The organism is Streptomyces sp. SCUT-3 (assembly GCF_014083985.1).
GTDB classification, from domain to species: domain Bacteria; phylum Actinomycetota; class Actinomycetes; order Streptomycetales; family Streptomycetaceae; genus Streptomyces_H; species Streptomyces_H thermolineatus.
This window is the reverse complement of sequence record NZ_CP046907.1, coordinates 86,048-101,947: the sequence shown is the minus strand read 5'-3', so window position 1 is coordinate 101,947 and position 15,900 is coordinate 86,048. Positions and strand designations below refer to the sequence as shown.

Here is a 15,900-nt window from a genome sequence, read left to right as displayed (position 1 = left end):
GCCGGGACCGGCCCGCGGGGGCCGGTCCCGGCGGGAGCGGTCAGCGGGGGACGGTCCCGGCGGGAGCGGTCAGCGGGGGCCGGTCCCGGCGGGAGCGGTCAGCGGGGGACGGTCCCGGCGGGAGCGGTCAGCGGGGGACGGTCCCGGCGGGAGCGGTCAGCGGGGGACGGGGTCCTGGCCGTCCCGGTGCAGGGGGAGCACGGTCCTGCCGAGCGGCAGAGCCGGCTTCTTCGGCCGGGGGTGCGGGCCGCCGGCGGCCGTGCCCGGACGGCCCGCACCGCCCGCGGCCGCGGGCACTGCCGCGGGCACGGTCGCGGGCACTGCCGCGGGCCTTCCCGGCAGTACCGGGGCCTGCCCGCCGCTCCCGAGCAGGCCGCCGCGGGCCACCGCCAGGCCGCGCCGCGGCCGGCGGTTCGCGGACGGGCCGCCGCGGTGCGGCCGCCGGCCCTCGGCACGGCCGCCGCGGGTCTCGTCGACCAGCAGGTCGACGGCCGCCGTCAGGCCGCCGTCGTCCGCCGCGCGCCGCAGGCGGTGGGCGGCGCTGCCGCGGCCCAGGGCGTCCTCGGCCAGTTCCGACACGGCGTCCCAGTCGCCGAGCTCCTCCAGGCGCGGGCGCAGCCGGGCCAGCATCGACCGCACCACCTGCGGCGCGGGCGCCGCCGTCCCGGAGACCGGATCGATCAGGTCGCCCTCCAGCCCGGACCTGGCGGCCCGCCAGTTCGCCGCCCGCAGGCCCTCGTGCCGGCCCCGCCCCCCGCCGCAGTCCCCCGGCGCGGCCTCGCAGGCGTCGACCACCAGGGCGCGGAACAGCCCGGCGATCATCACCACGGTCTCGGCGCGGGGGCAGGCGTCGCAGAGTCTCAGCTCCAGGGTCTGCTGGTGGGCCGAGGGGCGGACGTCGTAGTAGACCATCCCCGGGTCGCTGATCACACCCGAGCGAACCAGGCCTGCCACGGCCGCGTCGTACTCGGCGGCCGAGCCGAAGCAGCCGGCCGGGCCGGTGGTGGGCCAGCGCTGCCACAGCAGGGTGCGCCAGCTGGCGTACCCGGTGTCGGAGCCGAACCAGAACGGAGAGCTGGCGGACAGCGCCAGCAGGGCGGGCAGCCACGGCGACACCGCGCACATCGCCCGCACCGCCGTGTCGCGGTCGGGCACGTCGACGTGCACCTGTGCGCCGCAGATCAGCTGCTCGTGGGCGACCGTGCGGTACTCCTCGACCATGCGCCGGTAGCGCGGGTCGGGGGTGGCGTCCACCGAGCCGGCGCGGGCCAGCGGCACGGTGCCGGCCGCGACGGCGGCCAGGCCCAGCGGCGCGGCGGCCGCGTCCAGCGCCCGCCGGGACTCCGCGAGGTCGGCGTGGAGCGCGTCGAGCGAGACGTGCACCCCGCTGTTGGCCTCGACGATCGACTGCTGGAGCTCGGTGGTGAAGCCGTGCTCCGGCAGCCGGTCCAGCACCGCGCGGGCCCGCGGCACCAGCATCCGGCTCTCCACGTCGACGACGTGGAACTCTTCTTCGACTCCCACCGAAACGGGCACAGGAACTCTCCTCAACAGGACACGTGAGGGACAGGACGCCGACGGTGCCGTCCTGTCCCCGGGCGGCCGCGCCGTGCGGTCCGCCTCGGCCGCTCCTGCCCCGGAGACCACCGGACACGTCCGGCGATTTTTCGGGAGGTGCGTCCGGTCCGCCCGCCCACCGCTCCGAACACCTGCGCGGAACCGGTGCCCGTCGCGTGCCTGTCGCGTTCTGCGGGGTAGGGGACGGTCGAGAGCGCACCGCCGTCCGGGCGGTGACGACGTCGAGGAGTGGATGGACCGTGCCCGGGATCATGAACCGGATCAAGGAGTTCGCGCGGAGCCCGCAGGGGCGCCGCCTGACCGAGGAGGGCAGGAGGATGGCCTCCGATCCCAGGAAGCGGGAGCAGGCCAAGCAGGCCTTCAGCCGGCTGCGCAAGAGGCGGTGAGGCACGGGGCCCGCGTCGTCCGGCGCGGCCTCCTGGCCGCCCGGGCTTCCCGCGCGACCTGGGGCGATGCAGCAGGCGGGCGTACCGGCTTCACCCTTTCGCGGGGGTGTATGCAGGTAGCCGTATGACTTTCCTCAACCGGGTGAGAGTACCGCCGGGGGCATCACGGTTCCGGCGCCGTCGCGGTGCCGGGAAAGGAAGTCAGCATGCAGCACGTTCGATCGGTTCGCGCGCTCGCGATCCTCGTTGTGGCCTCGGCCGCGATGGCCGGCGGCGCCCTGCCCGCCTTCTCCTCCCCCGTCGGTTCCCCGCAGGACGCCTCCCCCGTCAAGCCCGGCGTCGGGACGCAGGGGAGCGCGGCGGGCAGGACGGATGCTGCGGCCGGAAAGGACGCCTCCCGCGTGCTCGCCCTGAGTACCGTGGCAGACCTGATGGCCTCGATGCGCGAGGAGGCCTTCGCCTACGCCTCCTACAGCTTCTTCGGCAAACAGGCCGAGCGGGAGAAGCTGCCGCGCGCGGCCAAGCTCTTCGCCGACACCGCCGAGGACGAGCTGAACGACCACTTCAAGAGGGAAGCCGGCCTCGCCGACCTCGTCGGGAGCGACGAGTCCAACCTGCGCCGTGCGATCGAGGGCGAGACCACCGAGGCCCTCACCTCCTACCCGGAGTTCGCCGAGCAGGCCCGCCGTGACGGCGACACGGCCGCCGCCGAGCTGTTCGACGAGCTCGCCCGTGACGAGAACGACCACCGCAAGGCCCTTACGGCCGCGCTGAAGGCCGTCGTCTCCGGCAAGGGGAACGTCCCCGCGGCGTCGGCCGCCCGCCACGAGACCGTCGCGGCAGGAATGCCGCTCGCCTCCTCCCCGCGCACCCGGGAGAACCTGGCCAGGGCCATGCACGGCGAGGCTCTCGCGCACGCCGCCTACACCCTGTTCGCCCAACACGCCAAGGACCACGGCCACGCCAAGGTCGCCGCCCTGTTCACCGGCCTGGCCGACGTCGAACTCAACGAGCACTTCGCCGGCCTGGCCCGGCAGGCCGGCCTGGTGGGCACCACCGCCGACAACTTGAGGGCCTCCGTCGCCGCCGAGCACCATGCCCACCGGGTGATGTACCCGAAGTTCGCCGAGCGCGCCCGCAAGGCCGGCGACGTCCGCGCCGCGGAGGTGTTCACCGACGCCGCCGCGGACGAGGCCCGCCACGCCCGCGCCTTCGAGCAGGAGCTGCGTGCCGAGAAGCGAGCCGGGTGATCCGCTGAGGACCCCTCGCCCCTCCGGGACCGCGCGGGTCCGGCGTGCACGCACGCCGGACCCGCGCGGTCCTTTGCGCGGTTCTTCGGTGAACGGCGAAAACTGATGCCCTGAAGGATGTTTTGGCTGGTCAGAGGCGCTTTAGGGGTAGGAAAGAAGGGCTGTTGGGAGTAGAATGAACAGTGCTGGAACGGTTCTGCGAACCGCCCGCCGCAGTCATCCGCCGGGCCCGGCCGCGGCCCCGTACCCCCGCCGCACCCGTCCCGTTCCACCCCCGCCGCACCCGTCCCGTTCCACCCCCGCCGCACCCGTCCCGTTCCACCCCCGCCGCACCCGTGCGGCGCGCGCCGCACGCATTCCCGCCCGCTTCCCGGACGACACCAGGAGGACCTCCGTCGTGACCGTGCTGCCGACCGCCCGCCACGTCTATCCCGTCGGCACCCCGGGTGCCACCTGCATCCGCCACAACCGGCTGCGCAAGGCCACCGCCGTCGCCTTCGCCCTCTACGCCGAGTTCGGCGACGACCTCAACCCCCGCCTCATCGACCGGATCACCGACACCGACATGGCCGCCGCCGCGCAGCGCGCCGGGGTCAACGCCCCGGCCAGCGACGACACCCGCACCATGGTCAAGGACCTGCTGCACACCTACGCCACCACCGGGCCCTCCCGGCAGGGCGGCGGCCGCGCCGCCCGCGGCCGGAACCCGTACGCGGCCCTGGCCGAGGCGCTCGACGCGGCCGGAGCCGACCGGGACCGGGGCGTGACGGTCCTCGTACTGCCCCCGGCCCCCCGCTCCTGACACCGCCGGGGCCGGCCCGCCCGCGCGGCCGGCCCCGGCTCCTCGCGCACCGTACGGGCGGGGCGGCGACCGGAAACCGGCCGCCGCCCCGCCCGTACGCGTACCCGGGCTCAGCCGAGCGTCTCCTCGACGAGGTCCGCGGCGCGCGCCGTGCCGCCCTCGGCCCGCACCTGCTCGCGCAGCAGCGCCGAGCGGCGGGCGACCCGCGGGTCTCCGGTCAGTTCGGCCAGGGCGGTCCGCAGGGCCCCGGGCGTGGCGTCCGTGGTGTCGATGCGGCGCGCCACCCCCAGTTCCACGAGGCGGTCGGCGTTGAGGGGCTGTTCGGAGGCCTGGGGGACGGCGATCATGGGGGTGCCGGTGAACAGCCCCTCGCTGCTGCCCCCCATCCCCGCGTGGGTGACGAAGGCGTCCGCCTGTTCCAGGACCGCCAGTTGCGGCACCCAGGAGTGCACCTCGACGTTGGACGGGATCCTGCCGAGCTCCGCCGGGGCGACGTACTTGCCGATCTGGAGCACGACGTGCCAGCCGGGCAGGTCGCCGTAGGCCGCCAGGCAGCGCCGGTAGAACTCCGGCTGCCGCGTGGCCGCCGAACCCAGGGAGACCAGCAGCACCTTCTCCGCGCCGGCCGGGCGCGTCCACGTGCCCTGGTCGGTCCGCGGCCCGAGGCAGGGGCCGGTGAACGTCACCGCGTCGGGGTCGACCCGGTCCGCGTTCGGCTGCATGGCACGGGGGATCAGGGCCAGGGCCCGCGGGGGCCGGCCCAGGAAGTCGCCCACGTCCGTGGTGACCGCCCCGCAGCCGGCCAGCCACGCGGCGGCCTTCGCCCGGAACGCCTCGGCGCCCGGAAGCCGCCACAGCTGCGCCCCGACCTCCTCCTCGTAGCCGTCCCAGGCGACGAAGGTGGGGGAGAGCTGCAGGAGGGGGCGGCCCTGGGCCTCGGCGAGGGCGCGGGCGGCGTAGGCGCCGATGTCGTACAGGTACAGGTCGGCCGGGTCGTCGTCGTACAGGGCGTGCAACTGCGGCAGGGCCCGGATCGCGTCGTCGAGGAAGACCCCCATCGCGGCGACGGGGTCCTCGGGCCAGTCGTTGTCGGCGACCGGCAGCGAGGAGTCGTACGGGAGGAGCTCGGCGCCGGCGGCGGTGATCGGGCCCGCCGCGGCCGGGTCGTTGGCGCAGGTCACCCGGTGGCCGCGGGCGACCAGTTCGCGGATCACCTCGATGCTCGGGAGGACGTGGCTGATCGCGGGGATGCCGACCATCGCGACATGGGCACGGCGACGGGACATGGGGGAATCACTCTTTTCCGGGTCAGATCGGCGGGGGCGGGAGCGCGGCGGTCCGGTGCGCACGTGCGGGCGCACCGCGGGGCCGCGGCGGCGGCGCAGCGGGGCGTCGGCGGCGGAGTGCTCGGACGGTCCGGGACGGTTCCCGGCGCGTCAGCCGTAGATCTGACGGAAGGCCATGGGGCGGAGCCTAGGCGGCACCGCCGCCGGGGCGCCACCGAATATCGCGGTGCCCCGGGCGGCCGCGCCCGTGCCTCCGGGAAGGGCCGACGGAGGACGGGAGGCTGCCGCCGGGAGCCGGCCGCCGGAAGGCGGTCCGGAGACCCGGGACTTGACAGGACCCCGTCCTCCGCCGGAAGCTGACCGACCAGTCGGTATGAAGAGGTGGGCCGTGGCCGTTCGTACGAGTATCCCGACCCCCGCGGGCGTGTTCGACGCGATCGCGGCCGGACCGCCCGGCGGGCGTCCGGTGCTGCTGCTGCACGGCTTCCCCCAGACGGGCCTGGCCTGGGAGCGCCAGATCGAGGCCCTGGCCGCCCGCGGCCACCGGGTGGTGGCCCCCGACCAGCGGGGCTACTCGCCCGGGGTCCGCCCGCAGCGGCCCGCCGACTACCGCATGGACGCCCTGGTGGGCGACGTCGTCGCGATCGCCGACGCACTGGGCTGGGACTCCTTCGACCTGGCCGGCCACGACTGGGGCGGCGCGGTCGCCTGGTGGACCGCCGCCGCCCACCCCGCCCGCCTGCGCACCCTGACGGTCGTGTCGACCCCCCACCCGGGGGCCCTGGCCGAGGCGCTGCGGACCGACCGGGACCAGAAGGAGAAGTCGCAGTACATGCGCGACTGGCGCGAGACGCCCGCGACCGAGGACCGCATGCTCGCCGACGGCGCCGCGGGGCTCCGCGCCCTGTACGGGGAGAAGGTCCCGCCGGGCAGCGTGGAGGCGTACCTGCGGCACCTGTCGGAACCGGGAGCCCTCACCGCTGCGCTGAACTGGTACCGCTCCGGCCGCCCCGAGGGCGCGATCGGCACCGTCGACGTGCCCGTCCTGTACGTGTGGAGCACCGACGACGTGGCGTTCGGCCCGGCCGCCGCGCGGAAGACCGGGCACTGGGTGGAGGGCCCCTACCGGTTCGAGACCCTCCCGGGCGTCGGCCACTGGATCCCCGAGGAGGCGCCGGAGGCGCTCGACCGCCTGCTGCTGGAGCACCTGCAAACCCACCCCGGGCGCTGACGGCCCGGCGGGCCGCCCGCCCGCCGGCCCCCGCCGCCCGCCGGCGGACCACTCACCGGCCGGTTCCTCACCAGCCGCGGGCCTCGTGCCGCAGGTGGTCGCGGACCAGCGCCACGTGCGGGTTGTCCGCGGTGCCGGGGCGCTGGACGAGGTAGGCCGTGTTGATGGGCGGGTCCTCCGGCTCCAGCAGCGCGACCAGGGCGCCGGAGGCGAGCTCGGCCCGGCACAGGTAGCCGGGCAGGACGGTGACGCCGGCCCCGGCGGCCACGGCGGTCAGCACGGCGCGCAGGTCGGGGACGGTCAGGGCGGGCTGCCCGGTCAGGCGCTGCCCGAAGACGTGGCGCCAGTACCGGCGTGCGATCGGCAGGTCCTCCGAGTACGTCACCAGGGGCACTCCGCGCAGGGCGGCGGGCCCGTCCGCGGCGACCCGGTCCGGGCCGATGCGCCCGGCCCACTCGGGCGAGGCGACCAGCACGAACTCCTCGTCCGCGAGCGGGACGGCGGTCAGGGCGCGGCCGCGGGGCCGCCGCGCCGAGACCACCAGGTCGTGCCGGCCGGCGCGCAGCCCGTCGAGCAGCTCGTCGGCCAGGCCCGTGGCGACCCGCAGCCGCACGCCCCGCGCGATCAGCGGCGCCAGGGCGCGCAGGGCGCAGGAGCCGATGAACTCGGCGGGCCCGGCCAGGTGCACCGGCTCCGGCGGCGCGTCACCGCCGAGCGGCCCGCGGTCGGCGACGGCCGCGAGGGTGTCGATCGGGTCCGCGACCTGCAGGGCGAGCTCGTCGGCGAAGGGCGTGGGCGTCACGCCGCGCGGCCGGCGGTCGAACAGCTGGCGGCCCAGGCGGCGCTCCAGCGAGCGGATCTGGGTGGTCACGGTCGGCTGGGACAGGCCGAGCAGGGGCGCGGCGGCCGTGAAGGAGCCGGTCCGGTGCACGGCCAGGAAGGTGCGCAGCAGGGACAGGTCCACCGGCGCGGGCGGAACGCTCTCCGCCCCCTGCGGCATTCCCCGCACGCCATTGGAATTCCTATCCCTCACCTCAAGGATCCTATTGGATCCCCGCGGCGGACCCGGCCTACGTTCGGCCTTGTCGACGAACTGACGCTCCGGACCCGATCCGTCGGAGCGTGCACCGGAAGGAGAGCACCATCATGGCAAGGATCCTGTTCGTGATGACCGGGGCCGACCACTGGACACTGGTGGACGGCACGCGGCACCCGACCGGCTTCTGGGCGGAGGAGGCCGCCGTCCCCTACGAGGCGTTCAAGGACGCGGGCCACGAGGTCGTGGTCGCCACCCCCGGCGGCGTCGTGCCGACCGTCGACAGGGCGAGCCTGGCCCCCGAGGTCAACGGCGGGCCGGAAGGCGCCGCCAGGATCGAGAAGGTCCTCGACTCCGCGGCGGAGCTGCAGCGGCCCGTCCGGCTCGAGGACGTCGACCTCGCCGACTACGACGCCGTGTTCTACCCCGGGGGCCACGGCCCGATGGAGGACCTGGCCGTCAACGCCGACTCCGGCCGCCTGCTGACCGCCGCCCTGGAGTCCGGCAAGCCCCTGGGCGTGGTGTGCCACGCCCCGGCCGCGATGCTGGCCGCCGCGCGCGAGGAGGGCGGCTCGCCGTTCGCCGGCTACCGGCTGACCGGCTTCAGCAACGCCGAGGAGGCCCAGGCCGGTTTCGCCGACAGGGCGAAGTGGCTGCTCCAGGACCGCCTCGTCGAGCTGGGCGCGGACTACGTCGAGGGCGAGCCCTGGGCCCCGAACGTCGTGACCGACCGCAACCTCGTCACCGGCCAGAACCCGGCCTCCTCCGCCCCGCTCGCCGCCGAACTGCTCAAGGCGCTGGGCTGACGATGGCCACCGACCGGCTCACCGAGGTCCTGGACGCCGCCTACGAGTGCCTGACCCGGTACGGCGTGCGGCGCACCACGGTGGACGACATCGCCACCGCCATGGGGGTGTCCCGGTCTGCGGTCTACCAGTACGTCCGCGGCAAGGACGACGCCTTCCGCCGGCTCGCCGAGCGCCTGCACGCCCGGGCGCTCGGGCGGGCCCGGCGGGCCGCGGCCGCGGACGCCCCGCCCGCGGCCCGCGCCAAGGGCGTCCTGGGGGCCAGACTCGCCCTGGTGCTGCAACTGACCGGGGACTCCCCGCACACCGCCGAACTCCTCGACGAGAGGACCCGCCTGTTCGGCGACATCTGCCACGGCTTCACCGACGAGCTGCGGCACCTGCTGACCGGCGTGTTCGCCGAGGCCGGCACCACCGCGCCCGCCGGACCCGCGCAGGCGGCCGACATCTGCATCGCCCTCGTCCTCGGCCTGGAGTCCGCACCCGACGGCGAGCGGCTGCTCGACCCGGCGGCGGACGCCCTGCTGGCCGGACTGCTCGGCGCCCCGGCCGCCACCCGCTGATCCCCTCTTCCGCCTTCCGCCCGAACAGGACGGGACGCGACCGCGACGACGACCGCCGGCGCGGCCGCGACCACGATCACGACCACGCCCACCGGCACCGGCTTCACCGCCGAGCGCGCCCCGGCCCCGGCGGGCCGCCTGCGCGCCGCCCTCTGCACCGGGTGCACCAAATCCCCGGCCCGGCGCGAGCGGCAGCTCGTACGGCTGCGCGCGCTGCTGACCGGGAACGGCGACGACATCGCGGCCGCCCGGCCGCACCGCACGATGTGACGCGCATCACCGACGGCCCGTACCTACTGGTCGGTACGCTGCTCTGCGTCACCAGCGATCAGGAGTCTTCATGTCAGCGATCAACCGCCAGATCCGCCTGGCCTCCCGCCCCGTGGGCGACGTACGGCCGGAGGACTGGGAGCACGCCGCAGTGCCCGCCGAGGAGCCGGGGGAGGGGCAGTTCGCCGGCCGGACGCGTTTCGTCTCGCTGGACCCCGCGATGCGCGGCTGGCTCGACGACCGCCCCTCCTACCTGCCGCCCGTCGGCATCGGCGAGGTCATGCGCGCGGGATCGGTGGTCGAGGTCACCGCCTCCAACCACCCCGGCTACAGCCCCGGCGACTTCGTGGTGGGCACCTTCGGGGTCCAGGAGCACGTCGTCTCCGACGGCAGGGGCGCGACGAAGATCGACCCCTCCCTCGCCCCGCCCTCGACCTGTCTGGGTGCGCTGGGCATGCCCGGCATGACCGCCTACTTCGGCCTGCTCGACGTCGGCGCCCTCAAGGAGGGCGAGACCGTCGTGGTCTCCGGCGCGGCCGGCGCGGTCGGCACCATGGTCGGCCAGATCGCCAAGATCAAGGGCTGCCGGGTCGTGGGCATCGCCGGGGGACCGGAGAAGTGCGCCCTGCTGACCGACGAACTCGGCTTCGACGCGGCGATCGACTACCGCGCCGGCGACATCAGGCGGGCGCTGCGCGAGCAGACCCCCGACGGCATCGACGTCTACTTCGACAACGTCGGAGGGGAGATCCTCGACGCGGCCCTGACCCGCCTGGCGATGCACGCCCGCGTCGTGATCTGCGGCGCGATCAGCCAGTACAACAACGAGACGCCGGTCCAGGGCCCGTCGAACTACCTGACGCTGCTCGTGCGCCGCGCCCGCATGGAGGGCTTCGTCGTCTTCGACTACGCCAAGCGCTACGCGCAGGCCGCGCAGGAGATCGCCGGCTGGATCGGCGAGGGCCGGATCAAGGTGAAGGAGCACGTGGTCAAGGGACCGTGGACGACTTCCCCGAGACCCTGCAGATGCTCTTCCGCGGCGAGAACACCGGCAAGCTGGTGCTGGAACTGGCCTGACCGCCGGCCGGACGCCCGCCCCCGGGGCCTGCGGGGCGGGCCGGCCCCGTCCCGGGGCGGCCCGCCCCGCAGGGACGGTGCGCGTGCGCGGCTCAGGCCTTGTCGAGGCTGACCGCCACGGTCCGGTCGACCGTCACGGTTCCGCCGTAGTTCGGGTCGGTCGCGGAGGCGCGTGCCGCGACCTCCGCGTCACCCTTGATGAACGGGGCGCTCCCGGAGGGGACCGCGACCGCCGTCCACGCGGCGGGGGTGCCCGGCTCGCAGGAGACCGCCGTGGAGTACGAGCCCTTGACGAGGGTCTTCTTCGCCACCTGCGTGACGCTGCCCGAAACGGTCACCCGGACCGGCTGGTTGCAGCTGACCGTGCCGTGCACGGTCGCGTTGCCGTTCAGCGTGCTCGCCCCGCCGTCCGTCGCGACGTCGAGACCGAGACCGAGCTCTGCGGGCGGGGAGGGGTTGCCGACGCGCACCTCGCCGCGCAGGGCGGCGGTGCCCCCCTCGCAGTGCTGCTCGAACGTGGCATGGAGCGTCTGCACGTACCCGTTCGGCCCGAACTCCACGTCCAGGACGGTGAAGGAGCCGGTGAGGGTGTTGCAGCCGCGCCCGTTGCCGGACAGGGAGAGCCCGGGCCGGTCACCCTCGTTGAACGGGTACCGGGCCGCGTCGGTGTACTCGCCCGGCGTCAGGGTGCTGCCGGACGGTGCCGCGAGGTCGAGGTACCACCAGTCGCCGTTCGCCCCGTCGACCGACAGGGAGACGACACGGTTGTCCGCACTGCCCGAGACGTCGAAGCGGTCCTGCGAGGTGGTCGAGTAGGAGTAGGACTGCCCACCGCTGATCCAGTCGCCGGCGTCACCGGCGAAGTCGAGCGATCCGGACTCGACGGTCCGGGCGTGTGCGACGGCGCCCGTCCACCACCCGGTCGTACCGGTCGCCAGCGCCAGGGCCAGCACGAGTACGACCGTCAAGCGGGTGAGAGCGCGTCCGGGCATGCTGAGCGTCATGGGTCCCCCCGGGGTCGATGAAGCGGAACGGCCGCCGGCGTCGTCCTTGCCGCCGGCCCCGAACGAGTCTTCCGATTACTGAGACCGGCGACAACGGATTTGGTTGTGGCCGAAGTTGCTGCAGGACCGGGCGCCGTCCGTGCTTGGGCCCCCGCCGCCCGCCGCCCGCCCGCGCACCGGCGGAAACGGCTGGACGAGCGGGGCCGGGCGGACCAGCATGGAGCCGTGGAACCACTGGAGACCGTCGCGGGGGACGCGACCTGCCCCCTGGCCGGGGGCCAGAAGATCATCGCGCACATCTGCAACGACCGCGGCGGGTGGGGCAGGGGGTTCGTCGTCGCGCTCTCGCGCCGCTGGCCCGAACCGGAACGCGAGTACCGCCGGTGGCACCGCGGGCGCGCCGGCAACGACTTCGCCCTCGGGGCGGTGCAGCTGGTCCGCGTCCGCCCCGACGTCCAGGTCGCGAACATGGTCGCGCAGCACGGCATGAAGACCGGGAGCAGCGGTCCGCCCATCCGCTACGACGCCGTCGAGCAGTGCCTGCGCACCGTCGCCGACCACGCACTCGCCCACGGAGCCTCCGTGCACATGCCCCGCATCGGCTGCGGCCTCGCCGGCGGCAGGTGGGAGCTGATCGGGCCGATCGTCGAACGCACCCTGTGCGCCCGCGGTGTCGCCGTCACCGTCTACGACCACGGGTAGGAGCCCCCGGTCGCAGCCGCCGTTCCCCCCGGACCCGCCGGACCGCCGTTCCCGCCGGGCCCGTCCCGCCGAGGTCTCCCTTTCCGGAACCGGGGAAGGCTGTGGCAGCGTGGGAGTCGTCCCCGACCCGGCGGACGACGCGCGGGGCCAGAGAGGCGGCTGAAGGATGACGGCACCACAGGAGTCGCCGATGCTGCCCGCGGGGGCGGCCGGGGGACGCTGGCGCGGGGACGACCTGCGGGCCCTGTTCGGCCGCTCCACCGCGGTGTTCGCCCTGCTGACCGGGCCGGCGCACGTACTGGAGACGGCCAACCCCGCGTTCCTCAGGGCCGTCGGCGTCGACGGCGGCCGGACGGGGCGGCCGATCGGCGAACTGATGCCGGAACTGGCCGCCCAGGGCTTCATCGACCTGATGGACACCGTGTACCGCACCGGCCGCCCGCACACCGCCGGGGACGCCCGGGTCGTGCTGGGCGCCGACGGGGCGGCCCGCGAGGCGTTCTTCGACTTCACCTACGACCCCCGCCGCGACGAGGCGGGCAACGTCGTCGGCATCACCGTCCTCGGGGTGGAGACCACGCAGGTCAAGCGCTCCCAGCGGCTGGCCGCCGAGCAGCGCGCCCTGCTGGAGCAGATCGCCCGCGACCAGCCCCTGGAGCAGGTGCTGGAGGGCATGGCCCGCACGATCGAGGAACTCTCGCCGGGGGTGATCGTCTCGGTCCTGCTGGCCGACCCCGACGGGCGCCACCTGCGGCACGGAGTGGCCCCGAGCCTTCCGGACTTCTACAACCGCGGCATCGACGGCGTCGCCGTCGGCGAGGACGTCGGCTCGTGCGGGGCCGCCGCCCACCGGCGCGAACCGGTCGTCGTCACCGACATCCGCACCGACCCGCGCTGGCGGGACTTCCGGAACCTGGCGGAAGCGGCGGGCCTGGCCGCCTGCTGGTCCACGCCGATACTGACCGCGGACGGCGAACTCCTGGGCACCTTCGCCATGTACCACCGCGCCCCGCGCGCACCCCAGGAGGAAGACCTCGCGCTCAGCGCGGTCTTCGCCCGCACCGCGGCCCTGGCCGTCGAACGCCACCGCGCCGAGCGGGCACGCGCGGCGGCCGAGGCCAAGGAACGGGCCGCCCGCCAGGACCTCGCCTTCATCCTGGAGGCCAGCACCGTCCTGGCCCGCGACCTCGACGTGGACGAGACCCTGCAGCGCCTCGCCCGGCTGGCGGTCCCCGCGCTCGCCCCGCTGTGCACGGTCGACGTGCTGCAGGCCGGACGGGTCCGCCGGGTCGCCGCCGCGGCGCCCACCCGCGCGCAGGAGGACCTCCTGGCGTCCCGCTCCCCGGCCGGGGACGCCGACGGCGCGGTGGCCCGCGTCCTGGCCTCCGGCACCACCGAGATCGGCCGCCGCGCCCCCGCCGGCCCCGGCCCGTGGGAGGAGCTCGGCGTCACCGGCTACCTGTGCGTCCCGCTCACCGACCGCGGCCGCATCCTGGGCACCCTCACCCTCCTGGCCACCGCCGGGCGCCCCGCCGACGGCCGCACCGTCGCCCTGGCCGAGGAACTCGCCCGCCGAGCCGCCGCCAGCGCCCGCAACGCCCGCCAGTACGCGCAGCGCGTACGGCTCGCCCGGGACCTGCAGGCGGGCCTGCTCCTGCCCGAACTGCCGTCCCTCCCCGGCGCCACCCTCGCCGCCTTCTACGAGCCGGCCGGCGAGGGACTGGAGATCGGCGGCGACTTCTACGACGTGTTCGAACGCGGCGACGACCGCTGGGCGTTCATGGTCGGAGACGTCTGCGGACGCGGAGCCCTGGCGGCCACCACCACCGGCCTGGTCCGCCACACCGCCCGCGCCGCCGCCCGCCTCCTGAACGATCCCGTCGCCGTCGCCCGGGCGGTCAACGCCGCCCTGCTGGAACGCTCCCCCCACCAGGGCACCGGTTTCGTCACCCTCGTCTACGGCGAACTCGCGCGCACCGGTGGTCTGCTCACCGCCGACTTCGTCCGCGCCGGCCACACACCGCCCCTGCGCCACCGCGCGGACGGCACCACCGAGATCCTGGACGTCCCCGGGATGCTCCTGGGCGTCACGCCCGACCCCGTGCTGCGCCCCGGACGCGTCGTCCTCCGCCCGGGCGACAGCCTCGTTACGGTCACCGACGGCATCACCGAGGCCCGCTCCGCCGCAGGCGTGCTCTTCGACGAGCGGGGGCTGGCCGCGGCCCTCGCCGCGTGCGAGCCCCGGCCCACCACCGCCCGGGCGGCCCTGGACGCCGTCACCCGCGCCCTCGGCGCCTTCACCGAGGGCAGCGAGGCCAACGACGACGACCGCGCCGCCCTCGTCATCACCGCCGCCTGACGCCGGCCGGCCCGGGCCGTACCGGCTCAGGCCGCAGTCCCGCCCGTGGACAATGCGCCGAACAGGGGGAAGGTGTTGTTGTCCCACACGTCCGCCACGGCGCGGACGGTCTCCCGGTCGAAGCCCCGGGCGTCCGCGGAGGCGTCCGCGATCTGCACCAGCGACCGGTCCAGCAGCGCCGCCAGCACGGCAGCCGAGGACGGGGAAGCCGCCCTCACCCCGCACCCCGGCCTTCCGCGGCCGACCGGCCGCGGTGACGTGCCTCGGTCGGAGGACGAGGAGGGCAAGGAGGGCAAGGAGGACAAAAGGAAACTCCAGCATGTCGAAGGGCGACGGGATCACGTCGAGGGGCCGGGACCACGTCGAGGCGGGGACGGGCGGCCGCGCCGCCTCGACGGCCGCCGTCCGTTCCGGGGGGCAGGGCCCGGTCCGCAGGCGCCTTCGGCGCGCGGTCGAAGCGGCACCCGGCCGTTGAGGGCCGGGGGAGAACGGTGGGGCCCGTGCGGCGGGCCATGCTATGCGACAGGACCGCCTCCCCGCCCGGCAGTTCGACCACCCGCAACACAACCCGCCTGCTCAGCAGGGAAGTTCCTGCGCCGATTCCACGGCCGGCCCTGCCGCGGGGGTCGGCGGCCGGCCCCGGGAACTCGCGGGGAAAATCCTTCCGGCACCGGCCGGAAGGGCGGGAAGCCCCCGGGGCGCAGCGGCGGTGGGTGACGGAACCCTCACCTGCCGTCGCCCGGACTGCGGAGGGATTCGGTGACTTTCCGCACCGAACAGTTCACTCACTGTTCGGGTGATCCGCGTGTGACGGGAGGAAAGGGACGTTACGATCACGGCATGATCACGGTCCGGCGGGCTCCCCGCCTGCTGCGCCCCCGCCCGGGGACAGCAGGGCCACTGCGCCTGCTGTGGTGGGGAACGCTGCTGCTGGGACTGCTGTACGCGCACAGCCTGAGCGGCGAGAGCGTCGCGACCCACGTGGCCGCCGGCGCAGCCGCAACGGCCGCAACGGCCACCGCCTCCGCTCACGCGGACACCGCGGCACACGACACGGCGGACACCACGGTGCACGACGCGGACGCCGCGCACCCCGACGGCCGGCACCGGACCGGCCCGCCGCGCCACCACGACGGCGAGGCGGGCCACGCGGCGCAGAACTGCCTGTCCGACAAGCCCCAGCAGAGCGCCGACCTCCCCGTCCCCCGCCCGACGCCCCTTCAGTTCGTCGCGCCCCCGCCCGACCGGGCCCGCACGCTCCGGCCTCCGGCCGACGCCCCTGCTGACCCCGCGCCACCGAGAGACTCGACAGTCCTTCAGGTCTAGGCCCGACGCAGCCCCCGGCCCTCCGGCCCCGGGCACGGCCCTGCCTGCCCGCGCCCGTCCGGTTGCCCGCGCCCGTCCGGTTGCCCGACGGCCGCTCGGCGCCGCCGGGCGGGCACGGGCCCGAGATCTCCGAGCCTGAAAGCCGGTCCCCTCGGCCCCGCCCGCCACCGCGTCCGGGAGGGCGCCGGCGGACCAGGGCGCGCGTGTGCGCCCGGAGGAGGGCC

The 15,900-nt window shown here is 75.5% G+C and carries 14 protein-coding genes and 1 pseudogene; 10 read left to right on the top strand and 5 right to left on the bottom strand.

Annotated elements, in window-relative coordinates; all coding sequences use genetic code 11:
* Nucleotides 1-156 precede the first annotated feature (156 nt).
* On the bottom strand, nucleotides 157-1,536 hold the full coding sequence (locus GQS52_RS00475; protein WP_182311130.1) for a glutamate--cysteine ligase: 1,380 nt from the start codon (nucleotides 1,534-1,536) through the stop codon (nucleotides 157-159).
* Nucleotides 1,537-1,817: 281 nt separating this feature from the next.
* On the opposite strand from GQS52_RS00475, the gene GQS52_RS00470 reads away from it, so the two are divergent.
* From GQS52_RS00470 to GQS52_RS00460, 3 genes are all read left to right on the top strand, one after another.
* The gene (locus tag GQS52_RS00470) at nucleotides 1,818-1,964 is read left to right on the top strand and encodes a hypothetical protein (RefSeq protein ID WP_182311129.1); all 147 of its coding nucleotides are present in this window, start codon (nucleotides 1,818-1,820) and stop codon (nucleotides 1,962-1,964) included.
* Nucleotides 1,965-2,170: 206 nt separating this feature from the next.
* Complete coding sequence (locus tag GQS52_RS00465; protein WP_259370484.1) at nucleotides 2,171-3,214, top strand: ferritin family protein; 1,044 nt, start codon at nucleotides 2,171-2,173, stop codon at nucleotides 3,212-3,214.
* 397 nt (nucleotides 3,215-3,611) lie between these two features.
* Complete coding sequence (locus GQS52_RS00460; protein WP_182311128.1) at nucleotides 3,612-4,016, top strand: hypothetical protein; 405 nt, start codon at nucleotides 3,612-3,614, stop codon at nucleotides 4,014-4,016.
* Between the two features lie 110 nt (nucleotides 4,017-4,126).
* Here the strand turns inward: GQS52_RS00460 and GQS52_RS00455 are convergent, their stop codons facing one another.
* Nucleotides 4,127-5,302 (bottom strand): macrolide family glycosyltransferase, encoded by a 1,176-nt coding sequence (locus GQS52_RS00455; RefSeq protein ID WP_182311127.1) that lies wholly within the window; start codon nucleotides 5,300-5,302, stop codon nucleotides 4,127-4,129.
* Nucleotides 5,303-5,690: 388 nt separating this feature from the next.
* Here GQS52_RS00455 and GQS52_RS00450 point away from each other — a divergent pair, with 388 nt between their 5' ends.
* On the top strand, nucleotides 5,691-6,533 hold the full coding sequence (locus tag GQS52_RS00450) for an alpha/beta hydrolase (RefSeq protein ID WP_259370483.1): 843 nt from the start codon (nucleotides 5,691-5,693) through the stop codon (nucleotides 6,531-6,533).
* 67 nt (nucleotides 6,534-6,600) lie between these two features.
* Here GQS52_RS00450 and GQS52_RS00445 read toward each other — a convergent pair whose 3' ends face one another.
* Nucleotides 6,601-7,533, bottom strand: a complete 933-nt coding sequence (locus tag GQS52_RS00445; RefSeq protein WP_182316127.1) for a LysR family transcriptional regulator — start codon at nucleotides 7,531-7,533, stop codon at nucleotides 6,601-6,603.
* Nucleotides 7,534-7,679: 146 nt separating this feature from the next.
* Here GQS52_RS00445 and GQS52_RS00440 point away from each other — a divergent pair, with 146 nt between their 5' ends.
* The 3 genes and pseudogenes from GQS52_RS00440 to GQS52_RS00430 all read left to right on the top strand — a co-directional run bounded on the left by GQS52_RS00440 (nucleotide 7,680) and on the right by GQS52_RS00430 (nucleotide 10,285).
* A complete protein-coding gene (locus GQS52_RS00440) occupies nucleotides 7,680-8,375 on the top strand; it encodes a type 1 glutamine amidotransferase domain-containing protein (protein WP_182311125.1) in 696 nt (231 codons plus the stop codon).
* Nucleotides 8,376-8,377: 2 nt separating this feature from the next.
* Nucleotides 8,378-8,938, top strand: coding sequence for a helix-turn-helix domain-containing protein (locus GQS52_RS00435; protein WP_182311124.1), 561 nt, complete (start codon nucleotides 8,378-8,380; stop codon nucleotides 8,936-8,938).
* Between the two features lie 340 nt (nucleotides 8,939-9,278).
* Nucleotides 9,279-10,285, top strand: a pseudogene (locus GQS52_RS00430) (NADP-dependent oxidoreductase).
* A gap of 92 nt (nucleotides 10,286-10,377) precedes the next feature.
* Here the strand turns inward: GQS52_RS00430 and GQS52_RS00425 are convergent.
* Nucleotides 10,378-11,253, bottom strand: a complete 876-nt coding sequence (locus tag GQS52_RS00425) for a hypothetical protein (RefSeq protein ID WP_259370482.1) — start codon at nucleotides 11,251-11,253, stop codon at nucleotides 10,378-10,380.
* Nucleotides 11,254-11,514: 261 nt separating this feature from the next.
* Between GQS52_RS00425 and GQS52_RS00420 the strand changes: the two genes are divergently transcribed.
* The gene (locus tag GQS52_RS00420; protein WP_182311122.1) at nucleotides 11,515-11,991 is read left to right on the top strand and encodes a macro domain-containing protein; all 477 of its coding nucleotides are present in this window, start codon (nucleotides 11,515-11,517) and stop codon (nucleotides 11,989-11,991) included.
* Between the two features lie 166 nt (nucleotides 11,992-12,157).
* Nucleotides 12,158-14,350 carry a SpoIIE family protein phosphatase gene (locus GQS52_RS00415; RefSeq protein ID WP_182311121.1) on the top strand — a complete coding sequence of 731 codons (2,193 nt, stop codon included), beginning with the start codon at nucleotides 12,158-12,160 and terminating at the stop codon, nucleotides 14,348-14,350.
* Between the two features lie 26 nt (nucleotides 14,351-14,376).
* Here GQS52_RS00415 and GQS52_RS00410 read toward each other — a convergent pair whose 3' ends face one another.
* Nucleotides 14,377-14,568: a hypothetical protein gene (locus GQS52_RS00410; RefSeq protein ID WP_182311120.1), complete on the bottom strand. Its 192-nt coding sequence runs from the start codon at nucleotides 14,566-14,568 to the stop codon at nucleotides 14,377-14,379.
* 622 nt (nucleotides 14,569-15,190) lie between these two features.
* Between GQS52_RS00410 and GQS52_RS00405 the strand changes: the two genes are divergently transcribed.
* Entirely contained in the window at nucleotides 15,191-15,676 is a 486-nt protein-coding gene (locus tag GQS52_RS00405) for a hypothetical protein (protein WP_182311119.1), read from the top strand.
* Nucleotides 15,677-15,900: the final 224 nt, after the last annotated feature.